This window comes from Eggerthella lenta DSM 2243 (assembly GCF_000024265.1).
Classification (GTDB): Bacteria; Actinomycetota; Coriobacteriia; order Coriobacteriales; family Eggerthellaceae; genus Eggerthella; species Eggerthella lenta.
Genome location: NC_013204.1, coordinates 341169 through 358625 on the forward strand (window position 1 = coordinate 341169; position 17457 = coordinate 358625).

15 protein-coding genes are annotated in these 17457 nt (G+C 62.9%); 13 read left to right on the plus strand and 2 right to left on the minus strand.

Annotated elements, in window-relative coordinates:
* The first annotated feature begins 4 nt into the window (after positions 1–4).
* The 4 genes from ELEN_RS01300 (at position 5) to ELEN_RS01315 (ending at position 4119) form a co-directional block, all read left to right on the plus strand.
* Entirely contained in the window at positions 5–682 is a 678-nt protein-coding gene (locus tag ELEN_RS01300; RefSeq protein ID WP_009608210.1) for a potassium channel family protein, read from the plus strand.
* Positions 683–883: 201 nt separating this feature from the next.
* Positions 884–2743: an FAD-dependent oxidoreductase gene (locus ELEN_RS01305; RefSeq protein ID WP_009607984.1), complete on the plus strand. Its 1860-nt coding sequence runs from the start codon at positions 884–886 to the stop codon at positions 2741–2743.
* A 33-nt stretch (positions 2744–2776) separates the two neighbouring features.
* The gene (locus ELEN_RS01310; RefSeq protein ID WP_009607943.1) at positions 2777–3481 is read left to right on the plus strand and encodes a succinate dehydrogenase/fumarate reductase iron-sulfur subunit; all 705 of its coding nucleotides are present in this window, start codon (positions 2777–2779) and stop codon (positions 3479–3481) included.
* A 71-nt stretch (positions 3482–3552) separates the two neighbouring features.
* A complete protein-coding gene (locus tag ELEN_RS01315; RefSeq protein ID WP_009608117.1) occupies positions 3553–4119 on the plus strand; it encodes a TetR/AcrR family transcriptional regulator in 567 nt (188 codons plus the stop codon).
* 70 nt (positions 4120–4189) lie between these two features.
* On the opposite strand, the gene ELEN_RS01320 is transcribed toward ELEN_RS01315, so the two are convergent.
* Positions 4190–4726 carry an MOSC domain-containing protein gene (locus ELEN_RS01320; protein ID WP_015759897.1) on the minus strand — a complete coding sequence of 179 codons (537 nt, stop codon included), beginning with the start codon at positions 4724–4726 and terminating at the stop codon, positions 4190–4192.
* Between the two features lie 262 nt (positions 4727–4988).
* Here ELEN_RS01320 and purB point away from each other — a divergent pair, with 262 nt between their 5' ends.
* Positions 4989–6332, plus strand: a complete 1344-nt coding sequence (gene purB / locus ELEN_RS01325) for an adenylosuccinate lyase (RefSeq protein ID WP_009305828.1) — start codon at positions 4989–4991, stop codon at positions 6330–6332.
* Between the two features lie 120 nt (positions 6333–6452).
* On the opposite strand, the gene ELEN_RS01330 is transcribed toward purB, so the two are convergent.
* Positions 6453–7934, minus strand: a complete 1482-nt coding sequence (locus ELEN_RS01330; protein WP_015759899.1) for a twin-arginine translocation signal domain-containing protein — start codon at positions 7932–7934, stop codon at positions 6453–6455.
* A gap of 288 nt (positions 7935–8222) precedes the next feature.
* Between ELEN_RS01330 and ELEN_RS01335 the strand changes: the two genes are divergently transcribed.
* The 8 genes from ELEN_RS01335 to ELEN_RS01370 all read left to right on the plus strand — a co-directional run bounded on the left by ELEN_RS01335 (position 8223) and on the right by ELEN_RS01370 (position 17428).
* A complete protein-coding gene (locus ELEN_RS01335) occupies positions 8223–8933 on the plus strand; it encodes a response regulator transcription factor (protein WP_009305830.1) in 711 nt (236 codons plus the stop codon).
* 6 nt (positions 8934–8939) lie between these two features.
* Positions 8940–10577 carry a sensor histidine kinase gene (locus ELEN_RS01340; protein WP_009305831.1) on the plus strand — a complete coding sequence of 546 codons (1638 nt, stop codon included), beginning with the start codon at positions 8940–8942 and terminating at the stop codon, positions 10575–10577.
* An 82-nt stretch (positions 10578–10659) separates the two neighbouring features.
* Positions 10660–11538 (plus strand): phosphoribosylaminoimidazolesuccinocarboxamide synthase, encoded by an 879-nt coding sequence (locus ELEN_RS01345; protein ID WP_009305832.1) that lies wholly within the window; start codon positions 10660–10662, stop codon positions 11536–11538.
* A 182-nt stretch (positions 11539–11720) separates the two neighbouring features.
* Positions 11721–12350 carry a hypothetical protein gene (locus ELEN_RS01350; protein WP_009608199.1) on the plus strand — a complete coding sequence of 210 codons (630 nt, stop codon included), beginning with the start codon at positions 11721–11723 and terminating at the stop codon, positions 12348–12350.
* A 10-nt stretch (positions 12351–12360) separates the two neighbouring features.
* A complete protein-coding gene (locus ELEN_RS01355) occupies positions 12361–16077 on the plus strand; it encodes a phosphoribosylformylglycinamidine synthase (protein ID WP_015759901.1) in 3717 nt (1238 codons plus the stop codon).
* Positions 16078–16171: 94 nt separating this feature from the next.
* Positions 16172–16426, plus strand: coding sequence for an SHOCT domain-containing protein (locus ELEN_RS01360; RefSeq protein ID WP_009305835.1), 255 nt, complete (start codon positions 16172–16174; stop codon positions 16424–16426).
* Between the two features lie 23 nt (positions 16427–16449).
* Entirely contained in the window at positions 16450–16671 is a 222-nt protein-coding gene (locus ELEN_RS01365; RefSeq protein WP_009305836.1) for a hypothetical protein, read from the plus strand.
* A 7-nt stretch (positions 16672–16678) separates the two neighbouring features.
* Positions 16679–17428 carry a YoaP domain-containing protein gene (locus ELEN_RS01370; protein WP_009305837.1) on the plus strand — a complete coding sequence of 250 codons (750 nt, stop codon included), beginning with the start codon at positions 16679–16681 and terminating at the stop codon, positions 17426–17428.
* Positions 17429–17457: the final 29 nt, after the last annotated feature.

Consider the following 17457-nt stretch of genomic DNA (forward strand, 5'->3'; position numbering starts at 1 on the left):
GAGCATGTACATCGTTATCGCTGGCGGCGGCAAGATCGGCGAATACTTGGCTTCAGTGCTGCTTTCAAGCGGCAACGACGTGGCCGTCATCGAGGAGAATCTGGCCACGGCCGACCGCCTGTCGGTGGCGCTTCAAGGGCGCTACCTGGTCATCCACGGCGACGGCTGCGACTCGAAGTACCAGGAGGACGCGGGCATCCGGCGCGCCGACGTGTTCGTGGCCACCACCGGCCAGGACGACGACAACCTCGTGTCGTGCGAGATCGCGCAGCGCGTGTTCAACGTGCCGCGCTGCATCGCGCGCGTGAACAGCCCGAAGAACCTCCGCATCTTCAAGGAGGTGGGCATCGAGTGCGTGTCGTCCACCACGCTCATTGCGAACCTCATCGAGGAAGAGACGCTGCTGGGCAGCGTGAGCGTGGCCTCGTCGCTGACGCACGGCAACGTTACGCTTACCGAGATCGTGGTGCCGCGCATGCGCCATCATTCCAACGAGGCCGGCATCCTGGTGTCGTCGGTTCCCATGCCCGAGAACAGCCTGATCGCGGCCGTGTCGCCGAAGGACGACGACAACGTGGAAGTGGCCAGCGAAGAGACGGTGCTGTATCCCGGCGACAAGGCCATCGTCGTGGCCGACAACGAAGTGCTCGACGAAGTCCGGGCGCTGTTCAAGGGGCTGTAGGTTCCGTCGGCCTTGCGGCTAGACAGCGCCAAGCCATAAAGCGAAGTTGTCCGACCTGGTCGGACAACTTCGCTTTATGTTTTCCAGAGCGTACGGTTGCCTTGTTTCGTCTTTTGAACCCATTTTTTTGCTTTGCGACAATGGGGTTGCCGAAGGGGACGACCCCATCGGTCGAAGAGGACGGAGCGAGGAGGGGTTCGCATGAAACGTAATTTCAGCAACGAATCGGCAAGCACGAAGAGCATGTCTCGTAGGGCGTTTCTCGGAGGCAGCGCGGTGGCGTTTGGCACGGTGATGCTTTCGAGTGCGATGGGCGCTTGTTCGGCACCGGAAACATCCGAAGGGCGGGGCGCGGGCGCGTCTGCAAACAGCGAGCAGGTACTTTACGAGCTCTACGATACCGATATTCTTATCATCGGCGGCGGCCTTGCGGGGTCTCATGCGGCATTGCAGGCTTACAAGCAGGGAAAGGACGTTGCGGTCGTTGAGAAGGCTGCCTTCCATTTCGGCGGTGCTTGCGGCTACAACTGGTGCAACTGGGTGAACTTCATTCAGGCTGACACGCCGTGGGATCAATCCGAGGACTTCGTTTTGAACGAGTTGACGAACAAGAAGATCGCAAAGGCGACCCATGAAGCGTTTACTGTGGAGGAGCGCAATTTGCTGCTGCGCTACGCCCAAGAAGGCAACAACCTGTTCATGCGCGATGAAACAGGTGCGTTTGTGCCGGGCCTCGATATCCCGGGCTATCCGCTTTTCGGCATCTTCAACGGTTTCCCGCGATACTTTACCGATTCCGTGGAGCGTTCGGGCGCTCGCATCTTCGACCAGACCATGATCACCGACATCGTAGTCGAAGACGGTGCCTGCATTGGAGCGGTAGGGCTGCATGTGCCCACGGGAACGGTGCGCGTTTTTCGTGCAAAGTCGACCGTATCTTGCACGGGTGCAAGTTCGTGGATTTACGGGTGGAATACTGTGGCTCCCACTTCCATCAATTCACCGGACAACACAGGAGATGTAGATGCAGCTGCTTTTCGACGCGGTGCGGCTCTGCAGGATTCGGAGTTTTTTCAATTCGACCTCATCAGCATGTATCCGACGGGGCTTGCGGCGACGTTCGTAGGAGGCATCGGCGCTGACAATCTGTGCTGCGAATACATCTGCGATGCAAACGACAATTACTTTTTCCGTGGCATGGACTACTCCACGCTCGATCGCATCACGTTCACGCGCACAATCGCCAAGGCAATTCACGACGGCGGTGGATCGCCGAATGGCGGAGTGTACGTGGATTTCTCCAATCCCGAGGCGTTTGCGGCCATGGGGGAGGTGTATCGCCGTAACGTCGAGTTGTGGAAAGAGGTGTTCGGCATAGATGTGGCATCCACTAAGCTCGAATGCGCGCTTGAGGCTTATGAGCACGGTAGCAACCCGCGCGTTGATGAAAAGCTTATGGTGGAGGGCCTGCCTGGATTGTTCTGCGCTCGCGGTGGCGGAGTATACGGAGCGCAAGGCGGTTCATCGGTGAACGTTGCTTATCGAGACGGCTCATACGCCATGATGCAAGCTGTCGAGTATGCCGAGGGCGCGGGCAAAGACAAGCCGAAGGCGTTCACGTTCGATACGGTTGAAGAGGAGATTAACCGTTTGCACGAGATACGCATCCGTCAGACGGATGGTAAGAGGCCTCAGGAAATTACCCGTATGATACAGCGCGCTTGCTATCGGGCATGCCAGCCCACGCGAGAGACTCCTGCGATGCAGGAGGCAGTTGCCGAACTAGAGCGAATTCGCAAGGAGGAAATGCCCGCGATGAGGCTGGGAGACGCGACGCTTACCTACAACACCGATTGGAAGGCGGCCATCGAAGCCTACAACATGCTCGACATCGCCGAGGCGAGTTCGAAAGCCGCGCTCATGCGCGAGGAAAGCCGAGGCCACAGCTATCGTCCGGAATTCCCTCAGGAAGATCCAGCCAACTGGACGTGCAACATTGTCGCGAGGAACGTGAACGGCGAGATGAAGCTCGAAACCGTTCCCGTCGTCGAGCTCGACTAACCACGACCGCTCACGGACTCACAAGGAGGCGCTATGAAGATCAGCGTGCAAAAGTACAATCCCTCGGTTGACGCCGAGCCTTATTTCGGTACATACGAGATCGAGCACACCGAGCACATGACCCTGCTCGAGGCGCTGGTGGTCATCAACGACACCATCGAGCCTATCGCATTCGATTACAGCTGCCGCGGGCGCGTGTGCGGCCGTTGCGCCATGACGCTCAACGGCACACCGTGTCTCGCCTGCGTTACCCTGGTTGAGGATGCGGGCAAGAACGAAGTCACGCCACTCAAGCATTTTCCGGTGGTGCGCGACCTGATTGTCGACAAGACGAAGGTTACGGACAAAGTGAGCCGTATTCTCGCTCGTCAACGTGCGTTTGACCTAAACCTTGATGAGATTAAGGCTCCGGTCGACGCTGGTCTGTCCGAGAAGCTCGAGCCGCTCGAGTACTGCGCACGTTGCGGCGTGTGCACGGCGGCGTGCCCCGTTGTCGAGCAGAAGGGGTTTAAGTCCTATATCGGCCCAACTGGAATGATAGCCATTGCCAATCGTTTTTACGATCCTTACGATCAGGGGGATCGCGTTGTCCAAGCCGTGCAAAATGGCTTGTGGGAATGTATAGAGTGCGGTATGTGCGATACGGTGTGCAAGGCTCTTGAGATCGACCATTTGTCGGTTTGGAAGGATTTGCGCACCGCGGCCTCTGCCGAAGGGTTGAAGCCGGTCGGCATCTAAGGAGCGATCGGCAGCGTGGGGAAGGGTACTCTTTGAGAAAACCGTATGGGGATGCGGGAAGGGGGGTAGAGATGGGCGAGTGGGAGCCGAAGGGGATCCTCGACGATGAAGACGTGCGGATGCGGTTGCGGATCATGCACGCTGTAGACAAGTCTCTCGACCAGATCAAGGTGACCGACTTATGTGAAAAAATCGGTATATCTCGCCAAATGTTCTATCGGTACTTCGATAGCAAGTACAGTCTGCATTGGTGGTGGCCGATGCACGTCCACAAGTTTTACTTGATAGAGGTGGGCCGGACAATGGATTGGGAAACAGGCTATTTCCATCATCTAAAGCTGCTTTCGCTCGAGAGCGAATTCTTCAAGGTCGCAACGCAGTATACGCTCAACTTCCCAAGCCAGCGCAGTATCATGCCTCACTATCGCAAGTGCGCACTGCTCGAGACGCTGCAGGATTACAAGCATATAGCCCTTGATGACGATCTCATGTTTTGCCTGGACAGCTGGGTGAAAACCGAGACGGATATTCTGACTGAGTGGTATCGCCTGGACACGGTGCCCCCTCTGCAGGAAGCTGTCGAGAGGCTTGCGCGCGTAGCGCCGAAAATGCTGTACGATGCATTGCGCATGGATTGAGGTGTTGCCGGTGGACGTTCGGCCTCTTGTTAGGCCGGACGTCCACGAGGCGACAAGTATCGTCTTGGTGCTATCGAGTCGCGGCGGCCAGCTCTGCCAGCGCTTCGGGCGGGGTGTAAGCGCAGGTGCCGTCGCCGAGTGAGACGACTTCCACCGGGTCGCCCACGTTGATCGCGCCGCCTTCCAGCGCCACGAAGAAGATGCCCTCGCGCGGGAAGATGCAGTCGCCTGCCAGGTGGTAGATGGCGCACTTCGTGTGGCACACCTTGCCGATCTGCGATAGCTCCAACAGCACGTCCTCGCCGATGCGCACGCGCGTGCCCAGGGGCAGCGCTAACAGGTCGATGCCCTCGGTGGTGACGTTTTCGGCGAAGTCGCCCTCAACCACGTCGAGGCCGGTCGCGCGCGCTTTCTCGATGGATTCCCAAGCAAGCAGCGACACCTGGCGATGCCAATCGCCGGCATGTGCGTCGGTGTCCAGGCCCCGATGCGCGACGACGGTCGCGCCGCCTTCGCACGGCATCTTGCGCGTTCCCTTGCGCTTCGACACGTTGATCGAGCGGACTCGTCCGCGTGCGACGATCTGCTGCTTCCGTGCTTGCTCCATACCGCGGTTCCTCCCTAAAACCTAGCATAATAATGGGAAATATACTACTCGAACAAGAATAGAGAAGTCAAGCAATAAGCCGCGCTCTGAAGCGCGCTTCGGGAAGGCTGATCCGTCCGGGCGCAAAGCGGCCTAGTGGCCGCTTTGCGCCCGCGCAGCCCGCCGCCCTGGCTGCTCGGCGCTTTCCGTGAAATACGCCGCGCTGCCGTCCGTTTGCGGTATGCTGGTTGCCATCAGGCAGAACAGGGTGAAAGGGACCGGCGTGATCAACCGTTACACGCGCCCCGCGATGGGCGCCATCTGGGAGTTGGAAAACAAGTTCAACATCTGGAAGGAAATCGAGGTGCTGGCCTGCGAGGCGCAGGCCGAGCTGGGCAAGTCCGGCATCACGAAGGAGGAGGCCGCGTGGATCCGCGCGCATGCCGACTTCACCGTGGAGCGCATCGACGAGATCGAGAAGGTGACGAACCACGACGTCATCGCGTTCACCACGAACATGGCCGAGTACATCGACGCCGACGTGCCGGAAGGCACCGAGCCGCCCAGCCGTTGGGTGCACTACGGCATGACGTCGTCCGACCTGGGCGACACGGCGCTGTCCTACCAGATCACGCAGGCTATCGATATCATCCTGGAAGACATCAAGCAGCTGGGCGAGACGTGCAAGCGCCGTGCCTTCGAGTTCCAGGAGACGCTGTGCGTGGGCCGCACGCACGGCATCCACGCCGAGCCCATGACGTTCGGCATGAAGTTCGGCAGCTGGGCTTGGGCCCTCAAGCGCGCGCAGACGCGCATGGAGGAAGCCCGCAAGGTGGCCGCCACGGGCGCCATCAGCGGCGCGGTGGGCACGTACTCCAGCATCGACCCGTTCGTCGAGCAGTACGTGTGCGAGCGCCTGGGCCTTGCGGCCGACCCGCTGTCCACGCAGGTGCTGGCGCGCGACCGTCACGCGCAGGTGATGGCCGGCCTGGCTGTGACGGCTTCCACACTGGAGTCCATCGCCATGCAGGTGCGCCTGCTGCAGCAGTCCGACGTCATCGAGGCCGAGGAGCCGTTCGCGAAGGGGCAGAAGGGGAGCAGCGCCATGCCGCACAAGCGCAACCCCATCACGGCCGAGCGCGTCTGCGGCCTGGCCCGCACGGTCAAGAGCAACGCGCAGGTGGCCTTCGACAACGTGGCGCTGTGGTACGAGCGCGACATCAGCCACTCCGGTGCCGAGCGGGTCGCGCTGGCCGACAGCTTCATCGCGCTGGACTACATGTTCGGCAAGATGCAGTGGATGCTGGACGGCCTGCAAACCTATCCGGCCAAGATGGAGCACAACCTGTGGCGCACGAAGGGCCTCATCTTCAGCTCGAAGGTGCTGCTGGCCCTGGTGGACACCGGCATCAGCCGCGAGGACGCCTACGTCATCGTGCAACGCAACGCCATGAAGGTGTGGGAGGATATCCAGAACGCCGTGGACGGACCCACCTATCGCGAAAACCTCGAAGCCGACCCCGAGGCGAACCTCAGCGCCGAGGTGCTGGACGAGATCTTCGACCCTTGGGACTTCCTCACCCGTAAAGACGTGGTATTCGACCGCCTCAAGGAGCTGGAGTTCTAAAAGCTGCCGCCTACCTTACGTAGAGGCATCAGGAAGCCCCGTCCTGCGGGGCTTCCTGTTTTTGATGGGTGCGATATCTTTGTGCCGGCTTACGCAGATGGTCTGGGACGGAGAAGGCGTTTAAGCTGGTGTCCATACCCTTACGAGGCAGTACTTCCTGGCCTCGCCGTCGAGGGGCTTGTCGTCGATGTTTGTGTACGTGACCACGGCATCGCGCGAGCCGGTGGACGCCAGGTACTCGCCGTAATCGTCAGCGCCGCTTTTCACGTCGAAGGCGAACCAGTCGTTCGTGTCGAAGTTGATGCCCACGACTTGCGTGCGCGACTTCACCATGAGGTACGACCCGCACCAGGCAGGCGGCGCGGTAGGGTTGCGGCTGAAACGGAACCACGGCGCGTTGCTGTAGTCGCCGTTCGTCACGGCGCTGGCCGGGGTGTACGTGCCGATGCTGGCGATACCTCCGCCGTACTGGTAGCCGGCATCGAACGAGAACATGAACCCGGTGTTGCCGTAGCCGGCTTCCAGCGGTTTCATGGACGTGGGCAGCGCCATGGTGTCCAGCGCTTCGCCCGTGTTGGCATCCACGCGCACGAGCTGGTAGTGGATGGACGAGGTGTCCGTGCGCGGCGTGATGACCACGGAGTCGCCGGTGGCGTAGGGAGCCGTCGCCATGCGGCCGATCGAGGTCCACAGCGTCTCGATGTCGTTCGCTCCCATGGTGGCGCGCTTGAACAGCGACGGCTCGGTTTTCTTCGGACCGCTCGCTTTCGGCAACACCTGCCAGAATGCGCGGTTTCCCACGGCGGCGATGGTGGGCATCTCCCAATCGCCGTCGCCTTCTTCCACCAGCGCGGGATTGCCCAGAGCCGCACCATCGGTACGCGCGGTGTATATGCGCCAGACGCCGTCGAGGATGTCCGCCTCGGCCCAGATGAGACCCGAGGATGTGGCGCGCACGTCGTAGATTTCGAAGCCTTCGTCGGATCCGACGGCCTGCTCCAGCACCACGGTGGAGTTTCCCGAGCTCAGCGAAAGCAGCGCCACCTGGGTCAGCGGCTTGCCGGTGTCGGTGGGCAAGAGGCATGCGGCCAAATCGTCGTCGTTCGCCCAGACGAGCGAGCCGTACGGCAGCTCGTAATTCCCCACCTGGTTCATGAGCGTCGTTGGATCTTCCGCCTGGACGAACGTGTTGGTGAACTCGTCGGACGCAGACGACAGCACCGCGTCTTCGGGCACCTTGAGCACTACGAGGTTGTCATCTGGGTCGTTCTTCGTCTGCTCGATTACGACGGATGCGCCGCCGCCCACGGCCGCCAAAGCGCCCACGCCCAACGCTCCGTACAGGAAGTGGCGGCGGGTGAGCAGAACCTCGCCTCCGTTCGGCGTGGGAACGCGAACGCCGTTGCCGCCGGCGTTGCCGTTAGAGGTGCCGCGCGGAGCGGGGGACGATGGGGAGGGCGATGCGGAGGACGAGCGGCGATGCGCGCCGACCGAGCCCATGGCGCTGGCGCTGCCGTACCCCGCCACGTTGCCGACGTCTGCGGAGCCCCCGCGACGACCGCTGCCGCCGTGTGCTCCGCCGTATCCGGCGACGTTTCCCACATGCCCACCGCGCGCGTTCGGTTTTCCGCCGGCGTACAGCGCGCCTCCCCGGGAGGCTGCGCGCCTGTTCGCAAGGCGTTTCTTAGCAACGGTCGGTTTCGCGTGATTCGCGTGTGTTGATCTGCGGGTTACCATGGTGTTTATTGTGTCATTTCACGCACAGGTTAAAGCGCCCTTCGGTCTAATTGCTACAATAAACGCAAACACGACCAATACGCTCGGAACTGGTCCGCGTAGGGAACGCGGGCGCGCATTGTCCGAGATGTCAGCGAGCTTGAGGAGTGATCCATGAGCAACGAAACACGACGCATCCTTTTGGTTGAAGACGAAAAGGCCATCCGCGACGCCGTGACGGCCTATCTTGAACGCGAGAATTACTGGGTGACGGCGGTCGGCGACGGCCAGGAGGCGCTCGAGGAGTTCTCGAAGCACCACTTCGATCTTGTCATCCTCGACCTCATGCTGCCCCGCGTGCCGGGCGAGCGCGTCTGCCGCGCCATCCGCGACAACTCCGACGTGCCCATTATCATGCTCACCGCTAAGGGCGAGGTGGAAGACCGCATCATCGGTCTGGAGCTGGGCGCCGACGACTACCTGGTGAAGCCGTTCAGCCCCCGCGAGCTGGTTGCTCGCGCCCGCGCGCTTCTGCGCCGCGTGCACGCCGATTCCGAGCCGCAGCGCGAAGTGCTGGAGTTCGGCGAGCTCACCATCGACGTGTCGGGGCACAAAGTGCTGGTCAACAACGAGGAGATCGATCTCACCGCCAGCGAGTTCAAGCTGCTCACCACGCTGTCCCGCTACCCGGGTCGCGTGTACTCGCGCATGGAGCTGGTGGAGAAGGTGCTGGGCTACGACTTCGAGGGCTACGAGCGCACCATCGACTCGCATGTGAAGAACCTGCGCGCGAAGATCGGCGACAACCCGCGCAGCCCGAAGTGGCTGCACACCGTTCACGGCGTGGGCTACCGCTTCGAGGATCCCACGAAAGTTGCGCAGTAAACCGACGTGCGAGACGCAAGCGAACAGGCTGCATCGCCAGCCTCCGATGCGCAAGAAACCGCATCGCACACCCCGGTCGTCGAGCGTTTGACGGTCGAAGCCGATACGGGCACCACGGGGCCCATCGTCGTGCCGCACGAGAGCGACGGCAAAAAGCGCCGCGGCATCCGTTTCGGCTGGGACAACCTGACGTACACCACGCGCGTCACGGCCGCGTTCGCCTTCATCGCGGCCATGACCGCGCTTGTGGCCATCGGCGTGCTGTCGTTCGTGTGGGAGCAGCACTTCCAGACGTATACGCAGGCCAACATCTATAAACTCGCCGAATCCACGGCCGAGCAGATCGCGGAGATCTACTCGGATACGGGCACGCTCGACAACGTCGGCATCGCGACGGTTGCGGGCTATGCGGCAAAGCTGAACGGCGTGGGCGTCAAGATCTTCGACAACCAAACCGGCAGCGTCGTGTACGATTCCACGATTCCGCCCAGCGAAAACGGAAATGATATGCCGGGCAAGGACTACAGTCGAGGATCGCTCGCGCCTCCTCCCGGAGACAGCGACCAGCTGGCCATCGCCCCCATCATCACCGACAACGTCGCCGTCGGATCCGTCCACATGTGGGTGTACGGCTCCGAGGCGCTGCTCAGTCAGACCGACGAGGAATTCCGTAACAACTCGTACCAGGCCATGGTGTTCGCGACGGCGCTCGCCATCGTGCTGGCATCATGCATCGGCTTCTTGTTCGCACGTACGCTGGTCAGCCCCATCAACCGCATGACCACCACGGCGAAGGCCATCAAGGAAGGCGACCTGTCGGCCCGCACCGAGCTGCACGGCGAGGACGAGATCGCGCACCTGGGCGAGACGTTCGATGCGATGGCCGACTCCATCGAGCGCGACCGCGAGCTGGAGCGCCGTCTGACCACCGACGTGGCACATGAGCTGCGTACGCCGCTGATGGCCATCCAATCCACCGTGGAAGCGATGGTGGACGGCGTGTTCGAGGCCGACGAGGAGCGCCTGGAAACCGTGAACTCCGAGGTGCAGCGCCTCAGCCGCCTGGTAGACGCCATCTTGAAGCTTTCGCGTTTGGAGAGCCGCTCTACGCCCATGAAGAAGGAAGTGGTCAATGTGGGCGAGCTGATCGCCGGCATCGTGGCCACGCACGAGGCGTTCGTAGCCGATTCCGGCCTCACGCTGAAGTACGAGATGGAGCAAGGCGTGCGCGTGCTGGGCGACGCGGACATGATTCGCCAGGCAACCGCCAACCTCATCTCGAACGCGGTTCGTTACACGTCCGAAGGGGGCTTGGTTACCGTGCGCGTGAAGCGCGGCGACATCATGGCGTCCATCAGCGTGCAGGACACGGGCATCGGCCTCACGCCCGACGAGGCGAAGATGGTGTTCTCGCGCTTTTGGCGCGCCGACGCGGGACGCACGCGCGAGAGCGGCGGCCTGGGCATCGGCTTGTCCGTGGTGAAGGAGATCGTCGAGCGCCACAACGGCTGGGTGCAGGTGGAAGGCCGCAAGGGAGAGGGCGCATGCTTCACCATTCACATCCCGCTGTACCAGGGTGACGAGCAGCAGCGCGGGCAGAAATCGCAAAAATCGCGTGGGAAGTCGCGTAAAGACCAGAAATAGACGATAATAGGGCGCGCCGACGGAGAAGGGGAGCGCCGGGTGCCGCAGAGCGGCGTTTCGAGAGAGCAACGAAAGGACCAGCATGACCGGAATCGACATCAAGCCTGATGCACAAGGGAAAGTCCGCGATCTGTACGATCTGGGCGACAAGCTGCTGCTTGTGGCGACGGACCGCATCTCGGCGTTCGATTACATCCTGGAAGACGAGATCCCCCACAAGGGCGCGGTGCTCACGCAGCTGTCGTGCTTCTGGTTCGAGCTTCTGGACGGCGTGGTGGAGAACCATCTCATCTCCTCCGACGTGGCCGACCTGCCCGAGCAGTTCCAGCCGTACGCCGACTACCTGCGCGGCCGCTTCATGCTGGTGAAGAAGGCCGACATGTTCCCCGCCGAGTGCATTGTGCGCGGCTACCTGGCCGGCAGCGGCCTCAAAGAGTACCAGAAGCAGGGCACTGTGTGCGGCATCCAGCTGCCCGAGGGCCTGGTGAACTCGTCGAAGCTTCCCGAGCCCATCTTCACGCCCTCGACGAAGGCCGAGATCGGCGACCACGACGAGAACATCAGCTACGAGCGCCTCGTGGAGATCATCGGCGAGGACGACGCTTCGCAGCTGCGCGACCTTGCGCTGAAGGTATACACCACGGCGCGCGACCACGCGGCCGAGCGCGGCGTGATCATCGCCGACACGAAGTTCGAGTTCGGCCGCCTGAACGGCCAGATCATCCTGGCCGACGAGGTGCTGACGCCCGATTCGTCCCGCTTCTGGCCGGGCGATGAGTACGCCGAGGGCAAGGACCAGCCCAGCTTCGACAAGCAGTTCGTGCGCGACTGGCTGAACGCCAACTGGGATCGTCAGGGCAACCTGCCCCGCCTGCCCCAGGACATCATCGACCGCACCAGCGAGAAGTACATCCAGGCCTACGAGAAGATCACGGGTAGAACTTTCGTTCCGTTTGCCTAACGGCATCCGGAACTTCTCGACGCTGCGAGGCGTTGAGGCGTCCGGCCTTGCCGCTCCAAGCTTCGCTCACGTGCAAAAGCACGCTTCGCAAAGCTTTCACGACAATTCCGGGCACCTCAACGCCTCTCGCTGACTTTGACGGACCTGCGAGGTTCGAGGCAATCAACAAGGAGCAATAACCCATGTCCCAGCGTAACCCTATGAACGACCGGTACCAGACCGACGAGCATCGCGGCCAGACGCGCAAGAGCGCGGCCACCATGAAGCCGAAGACGAAGGCGGCTTCGTCGGTGCGCATCCAGCCCACCGTGAAGACGAAGCAGCAGAAGAAGGCTGACAAGAAGGCCGCACGAGCGAAGCAGACCGAGATCGATCGGCAGTACTACAACCCGCCCACGCCGGAATACAAGCGTCTTCGCAAAATCTGGTGGGGTCTTTTGATCGGCGCCATCGTGATGACGGCTATGTCGTGGTTCGGCCGCGCCTTCCTGCCCGAGGTGGGAACCTATGTGGTGCTGGGCCTGGCCTATGTGTGCATCATCGGCGCCTTATACGTGGACTTCTCGAAAATCCGCAAGGTGCGACGCGCCTATCAGGAAGAGATGATGTCCAAAAAAACCAAGGAGATGCGCGCAGCAGAAAAGCAGCAGAAGGCCGCGCAGCGCGCCGCCAAGCAGAAGGTGGAGGAGGCTCCGGCCGTGGAGGAGGCGCCTAAGAAGCGCGGCCTGTTCGGCAACGGGTTCCGCCTGCCGAAGAAGCAGGAGGCCGAGCCGATGGAGGCGAAAACTTCCGACAAGGATTCGACGAAGTAAGGTGGGGACCATGGTTTCTCGTGTCTACGTGGAGAAGAAGCCCGGCTTCGACGGGGAGGCGAAGCAGCTGAAAGAGGAGCTGCGCAGCCTGCTGGGCGTCGGCGCGCTTGAGAATCTCCGCATGGTGAATCGCTACGACGTGGAGGGGATCTCGGACGAGCTGTTCGCTCAGTGCGTGCCCACCGTGTTCAGCGAGCCGCAGTCCGACATCGCGACGCTGGAGATGCCCGAGGCGAACGGGGTGGCGGTGTTCGCCGTGGAGTACCTTCCCGGCCAGTTCGACCAGCGCGCCGATTCTGCAAGCGAATGCATCCAGCTGATCAGCCAGGGCGAGCGCCCCGAGGTGCGCAGCGCGAAGGTGTACATGCTGGAGGGCGCGCTGTCCGACGAGGACGTCGCCGCCATCAAGCACTACGTGATCAACCCCATCGAAGCGCGCGAGGCGTCGCTTGATGTGCGCGAGACGCTGCACCTGGAACAGCCCGTGCCGGGCATGGTGGAGACGGTGGACGGGTTCCTGGAGCTGGACGAGGCGGGCCTGGCGGCGTTCATCGCCGACCGCGGCCTGGCCATGGACCTGGCCGACATCGCGTTCTGCCAGCAGTACTTCGCCGAAGAGGGGCGCAACCCCACCATCACCGAAATCAAGATGATCGACACGTACTGGTCCGATCACTGCCGCCACACCACGTTCGGCACCGTGCTGGACAACGTGGCAGTGGAGGACGAGGCCGTGCAGGCCGCGTTCGAGAAGTACCTTGAGATGCGCCACGAGCTGGGCCGCGACGAGAAGCCGGTGTGCCTCATGGACATGGGCACCATCGGCGCGCGCTGGCTGAAGGCGAAGGGCGTGCTGACCGGCCTCGACGAGTCCGAGGAGATCAACGCCTGCACCGTGAAGTGCAAGGTGGACGTGGACGGCGAAGAGCAGGACTGGCTGTACCTGTTCAAGAACGAGACGCACAACCATCCTACCGAAATCGAGCCGTTCGGCGGCGCAGCCACCTGCGTGGGCGGCGCCATCCGCGACCCCTTGTCGGGCCGCAGCTACGTCTACCAGGCCATGCGCGTGACGGGCGCGGCCGACCCGCTGGTTCCCGTGAGCGAGACGCTGCCGGGCAAGCTGCCGCAGCGCAAGCTGGTGACCACCGCGGCCGCGGGCTACTCTTCGTACGGCAACCAGATCGGCTTGGCAACCGGCCAGGTGAACGAGCTGTACCATCCCGGCTACGCCGCGAAGCGCATGGAGATCGGCGCCGTGGTGGGCGCCACGCCGGCCGACCACGTGCGTCGCGAGACGCCCGCTCCGGGCGACGTGGTGGTGCTGCTGGGCGGCCGCACGGGCCGCGACGGCATCGGCGGCGCCACGGGCTCCTCGAAGGCGCACAAGCTGGAATCGCTCGAGAGCTGCGGCGCCGAGGTGCAGAAGGGCAACGCGCCCGTGGAGCGCAAGATCCAGCGCCTGTTCCGTCGGGGCGACGCCTGCAAGCTGATCAAGCGCTGCAACGACTTCGGCGCGGGCGGCGTGTCCGTGGCCATCGGCGAGCTGGCCGACGGCCTGTTCATCGACCTCAACAAGGTGCCGAAGAAGTACGACGGCCTTGACGGCACCGAGCTGGCCATCTCCGAGAGCCAGGAGCGCATGGCCGTTGCCCTGGCGGCCGAGGACGTGGACGAGTTCATCGGCTACGCGCACGAGGAGAACCTCGAAGCAACCCCCATCGCCACGGTGACGGAGGAGGCGCGCGTGCGCATGGAGTGGAACGGCGCCGTCATCGTGGACGTGAGCCGCGACTTCCTCAACAGCAACGGCGCGGCGAAGCACCAGGACGTGCGCGTGCTGCCGGGTGGAACGTACGAGCGCACCTGGGCGGGCGACACGCTGGCCGAGCGCATGAACGCGCTGGTCACCGACTTGAACGTGTGCTCGAACAAGGGCCTGTCCGAGCGCTTCGACTCCACCATCGGCGCGGGCACGGTGCTCATGCCGTTCGGCGGGTCGCGCCAGCTGACGCCGGCGATGGCCATGGTGGCGAAGCTGCCCGTGTTCGGCGAGACCACCACGGTCAGCGGCATGGCCTGGGGCTTCAACCCCTACCTCACCGAGGCGAACCAGTTCACCGGCTCGTACATCGCCGTGGTGGAGAGCGTGGCGCGCCTCGTGGCCGCCGGCTTCTTCCACAAGGACATGTACCTGACGTTCCAGGAGTACTTCGAGAAGCTGCGCGACGAGCCCGAGCGCTGGGGCAAGCCCGCCGCCGCCGTGCTGGGCGCGCTGATGGCGCAGGTGGACCTGGGTATCGGCTCCATCGGCGGCAAGGACTCCATGTCGGGCAGTTTCGAGCAGCTGGACGTGCCGCCCACGCTGGTGTCGTTCGCCACGGCCATCGGCTCGGTGGATCGCGCGACGTCGCCCGAGTTCAAGCAGGCGGGCAGCCGCGTGGTGCGCATCGCGCCCGCGTCGTACGACGGTGTCACGCCCGACGCCGCCGGCTTGGTGGAGGCGTTCGAGCTGGTGGAGCGCTTGATCGGCGACGGTGCGGCGCTGGCCGTGTCCACGCCGGGATACGGCGCGACGGCTGAGGCTCTGTTCAAGATGAGCGTGGGCAACGGCATCGGCGTGAAGCTGACTGATTCGGTGACGGCCGACGAGCTGTTCGCCCCGTCGTACGGCAGCTTCCTCGTGGAGCTGGCTCCGTGCGTGGAGCTGCCGCATGCGTCCGACGTCGTGCGCGTGGACGAGGTGGGCGAGACGACCGAGGCCTACGAGTTCGCCGCCTGCGGCGAGGTCATCGACCTGGTCGGGTTGCAGGAAGCGTGGGAGGGCCACCTCGAGTCGGTGTTCCCGTACCGCGCCGAGGGCGATGCCGTGGAAACGGTGTCCTTCACCAGTGCCGCGCCGCTGGTGTACAACGGCACCATCGCGCGCCCGCGCGTCATCATCCCCGTGTTCCCGGGCAACAACTGCGAGTACGATTCGGCGCGCGCCTTCGAGCAGGCGGGAGCTGTGGCCGAGACGCTCATCATCAACAATCTGACCCCCGACAAGGTGGCCGAGAGCACCGAGGCGCTGGTGAAGGCCATCGAGAACAGCCAGATCATCATGATCCCCGGCGGGTTCTCCGGCGGCGACGAGCCCGACGGCTCGGCCAAGTTCATCACGGCGTTCTTCCGCGCTCCGGCCGTCACCGAAGCGGTGCGCGACCTGCTGCAGAACCGCGACGGCCTCATGCTGGGCATCTGCAACGGTTTCCAGGCGCTCGTGAAGTTGGGTCTCGTGCCGTTCGGCGACATCCGCCCCATGGACGAGGAGTGCCCCACGCTCACGTTCAACACCATCGGTCGTCATCAGAGCCGTCTGGTGCGCACGCGCGTGGCATCGAACCTGTCGCCGTGGCTGAGCCGCTGCGAGGTGGGCGACATCCATACGGTGCCCGTGAGCCACGGCGAGGGCCGCTTCGTCGCGTCGCCCGAGCTGGCGGCCCAGTTGGCTGCGAACGGCCAGATCGCCACGCAGTACGTGGACGAGCAGGGCGTGCCGTCGATGAGCCTTGACGTGAACCCGAACGGATCGGTACTGGCCATCGAGGGCATCACCAGCCCCGACGGCCGCATCCTCGGCAAGATGGGCCACAGCGAGCGCCGCGGCTACGGTCTGTACCAGAACGTCCCCGGCGACCGCTACCAGCAGCTGTTCGAGGGCGGCGTGGGTTACTTCACGGACTAGGGGCTTCTCGCATCAAGTTTTCTCGCGCGGCGCATCTTCGGGTGCGCCGCGCTTGCTATACTGGTTGAAAAAGGCCTCGCGGAAAGGCGGCTTCATGAAGATACTGGGTTTGGGTGTTCCGGAAATGCTCATCATGCTGATGTTGCTGGTGCCCGTCGCACTCGTGGTCGCGCTCATCGTGGTGTTGGCGAAGCGCGCCGGCAGCCAACAGCCTTTGCCCGATGAGCGCCAGCGCGCGAGCGCGCTTGCCTACCAGCGTCTTTCGCAGCTTGACGACCTGTATAAACGCGGCGCCATCACCGAAGAAGAGTACGCGTTGAAAAAGCAGGAGTGTATGCGCGATCTGTAAGCCTGATCGGAAAGGCGGCTCTCATGGGGTTCATGGATGGGTTCGAGCGCGGGTTGTCTGGCAATTACCGTTACGAGATCGCGGGGAAGGCGGTGGTCTGCTCGCATTGCGGCGGCGAGGAATTCGATGAGCGCTCGGGGCAATTGAACACAGCCGGCGCGTCGCTTCTCAACCTCGATTGGGCCAACGCGACCGCGCGTGTGCTTGTATGCCAAAGCTGCGGTCATTTGGAATGGTTTCTTTAGGAGGAGCATGGATCCCGAATTCGTCAACCTAACCCCCGAGAACCTTGCCGACGAGCATCTTTCCTGCATCATTCGCGTCAGGAAGCCCCATCCCGGCGTCGAGGCGAAGCGCCAATGGCTCGCCGATCGGCTGCGCGAAGGCCATGTGTTCCGAAAGCTGCAGGTGAAAGACCCGGTTTTCATCGAGTACGCGCCGCTTGAAACGGCGTGGGTTCCCGTGCTGGGCGACAACTACCTGTACGTGTACTGCCTCTGGGCGTACGGTGCCGGCAAGGGCAAAGGCTACGGGCGCGCGCTCATGGAGTACTGCCTGGCCGACGCGCGAGTGCAAGGCAAGTCGGGCGTGTGCCTGCTGGGGGCGAAGAAGCAGAAGGCGTGGCTGACCGATCAGGCGTTCGCGCGGAAGTTCGGCTTCGAAGTGGTCGACGCTACCGACGACGGCTACGAGTTGCTGGCTCTGTCGTTCGACGGGACGGTGCCGCGGTTCGCGCCGCACGCGAAAGCCCAGGCTATCGACAGCGACGAGCTGACGATCTACTACGATTTCCAGTGCCCTTACGTGCCCGAGCGCATCGAGGCGATCCGGCGGTATTGCGAGGCGAACGACGTGCCGCTGACGCTCATCCAAGTGGATTCGCTGCAAAAGGCGAAGGAGCTGCCCGGCGTCTTTAACAACTGGGGCGTGTTCTACAAAGGGAAGTTCGAGACGGTGAACGTTCTGGATACCACGTACCTCAAGAGGATCCTCAAGAAATAGGAGCGTTGCAGACGCGACAACTCACGGTG

What these genes read in the sequence shown, in the direction of transcription:
- ELEN_RS01300 (WP_009608210.1), top strand. Translation starts at nt 5, where the DNA reads ATGTACATCGTTATCGCTGGCGGCGGCAAGATCGGCGAATACTTGGCT.
- ELEN_RS01305 (WP_009607984.1), top strand. Translation starts at nt 884, where the DNA reads ATGAAACGTAATTTCAGCAACGAATCGGCAAGCACGAAGAGCATGTCT.
- ELEN_RS01310 (WP_009607943.1), top strand. Translation starts at nt 2,777, where the DNA reads ATGAAGATCAGCGTGCAAAAGTACAATCCCTCGGTTGACGCCGAGCCT.
- ELEN_RS01315 (WP_009608117.1), top strand. Translation starts at nt 3,553, where the DNA reads ATGGGCGAGTGGGAGCCGAAGGGGATCCTCGACGATGAAGACGTGCGG.
- ELEN_RS01320 (WP_015759897.1), bottom strand. Translation starts at nt 4,726, where the DNA reads ATGGAGCAAGCACGGAAGCAGCAGATCGTCGCACGCGGACGAGTCCGC.
- ELEN_RS01335 (WP_009305830.1), top strand. Translation starts at nt 8,223, where the DNA reads ATGAGCAACGAAACACGACGCATCCTTTTGGTTGAAGACGAAAAGGCC.
- ELEN_RS01345 (WP_009305832.1), top strand. Translation starts at nt 10,660, where the DNA reads ATGACCGGAATCGACATCAAGCCTGATGCACAAGGGAAAGTCCGCGAT.
- ELEN_RS01350 (WP_009608199.1), top strand. Translation starts at nt 11,721, where the DNA reads ATGTCCCAGCGTAACCCTATGAACGACCGGTACCAGACCGACGAGCAT.
- ELEN_RS01355 (WP_015759901.1), top strand. Translation starts at nt 12,361, where the DNA reads ATGGTTTCTCGTGTCTACGTGGAGAAGAAGCCCGGCTTCGACGGGGAG.
- ELEN_RS01360 (WP_009305835.1), top strand. Translation starts at nt 16,172, where the DNA reads ATGAAGATACTGGGTTTGGGTGTTCCGGAAATGCTCATCATGCTGATG.
- ELEN_RS01365 (WP_009305836.1), top strand. Translation starts at nt 16,450, where the DNA reads ATGGGGTTCATGGATGGGTTCGAGCGCGGGTTGTCTGGCAATTACCGT.
- ELEN_RS01370 (WP_009305837.1), top strand. Translation starts at nt 16,679, where the DNA reads ATGGATCCCGAATTCGTCAACCTAACCCCCGAGAACCTTGCCGACGAG.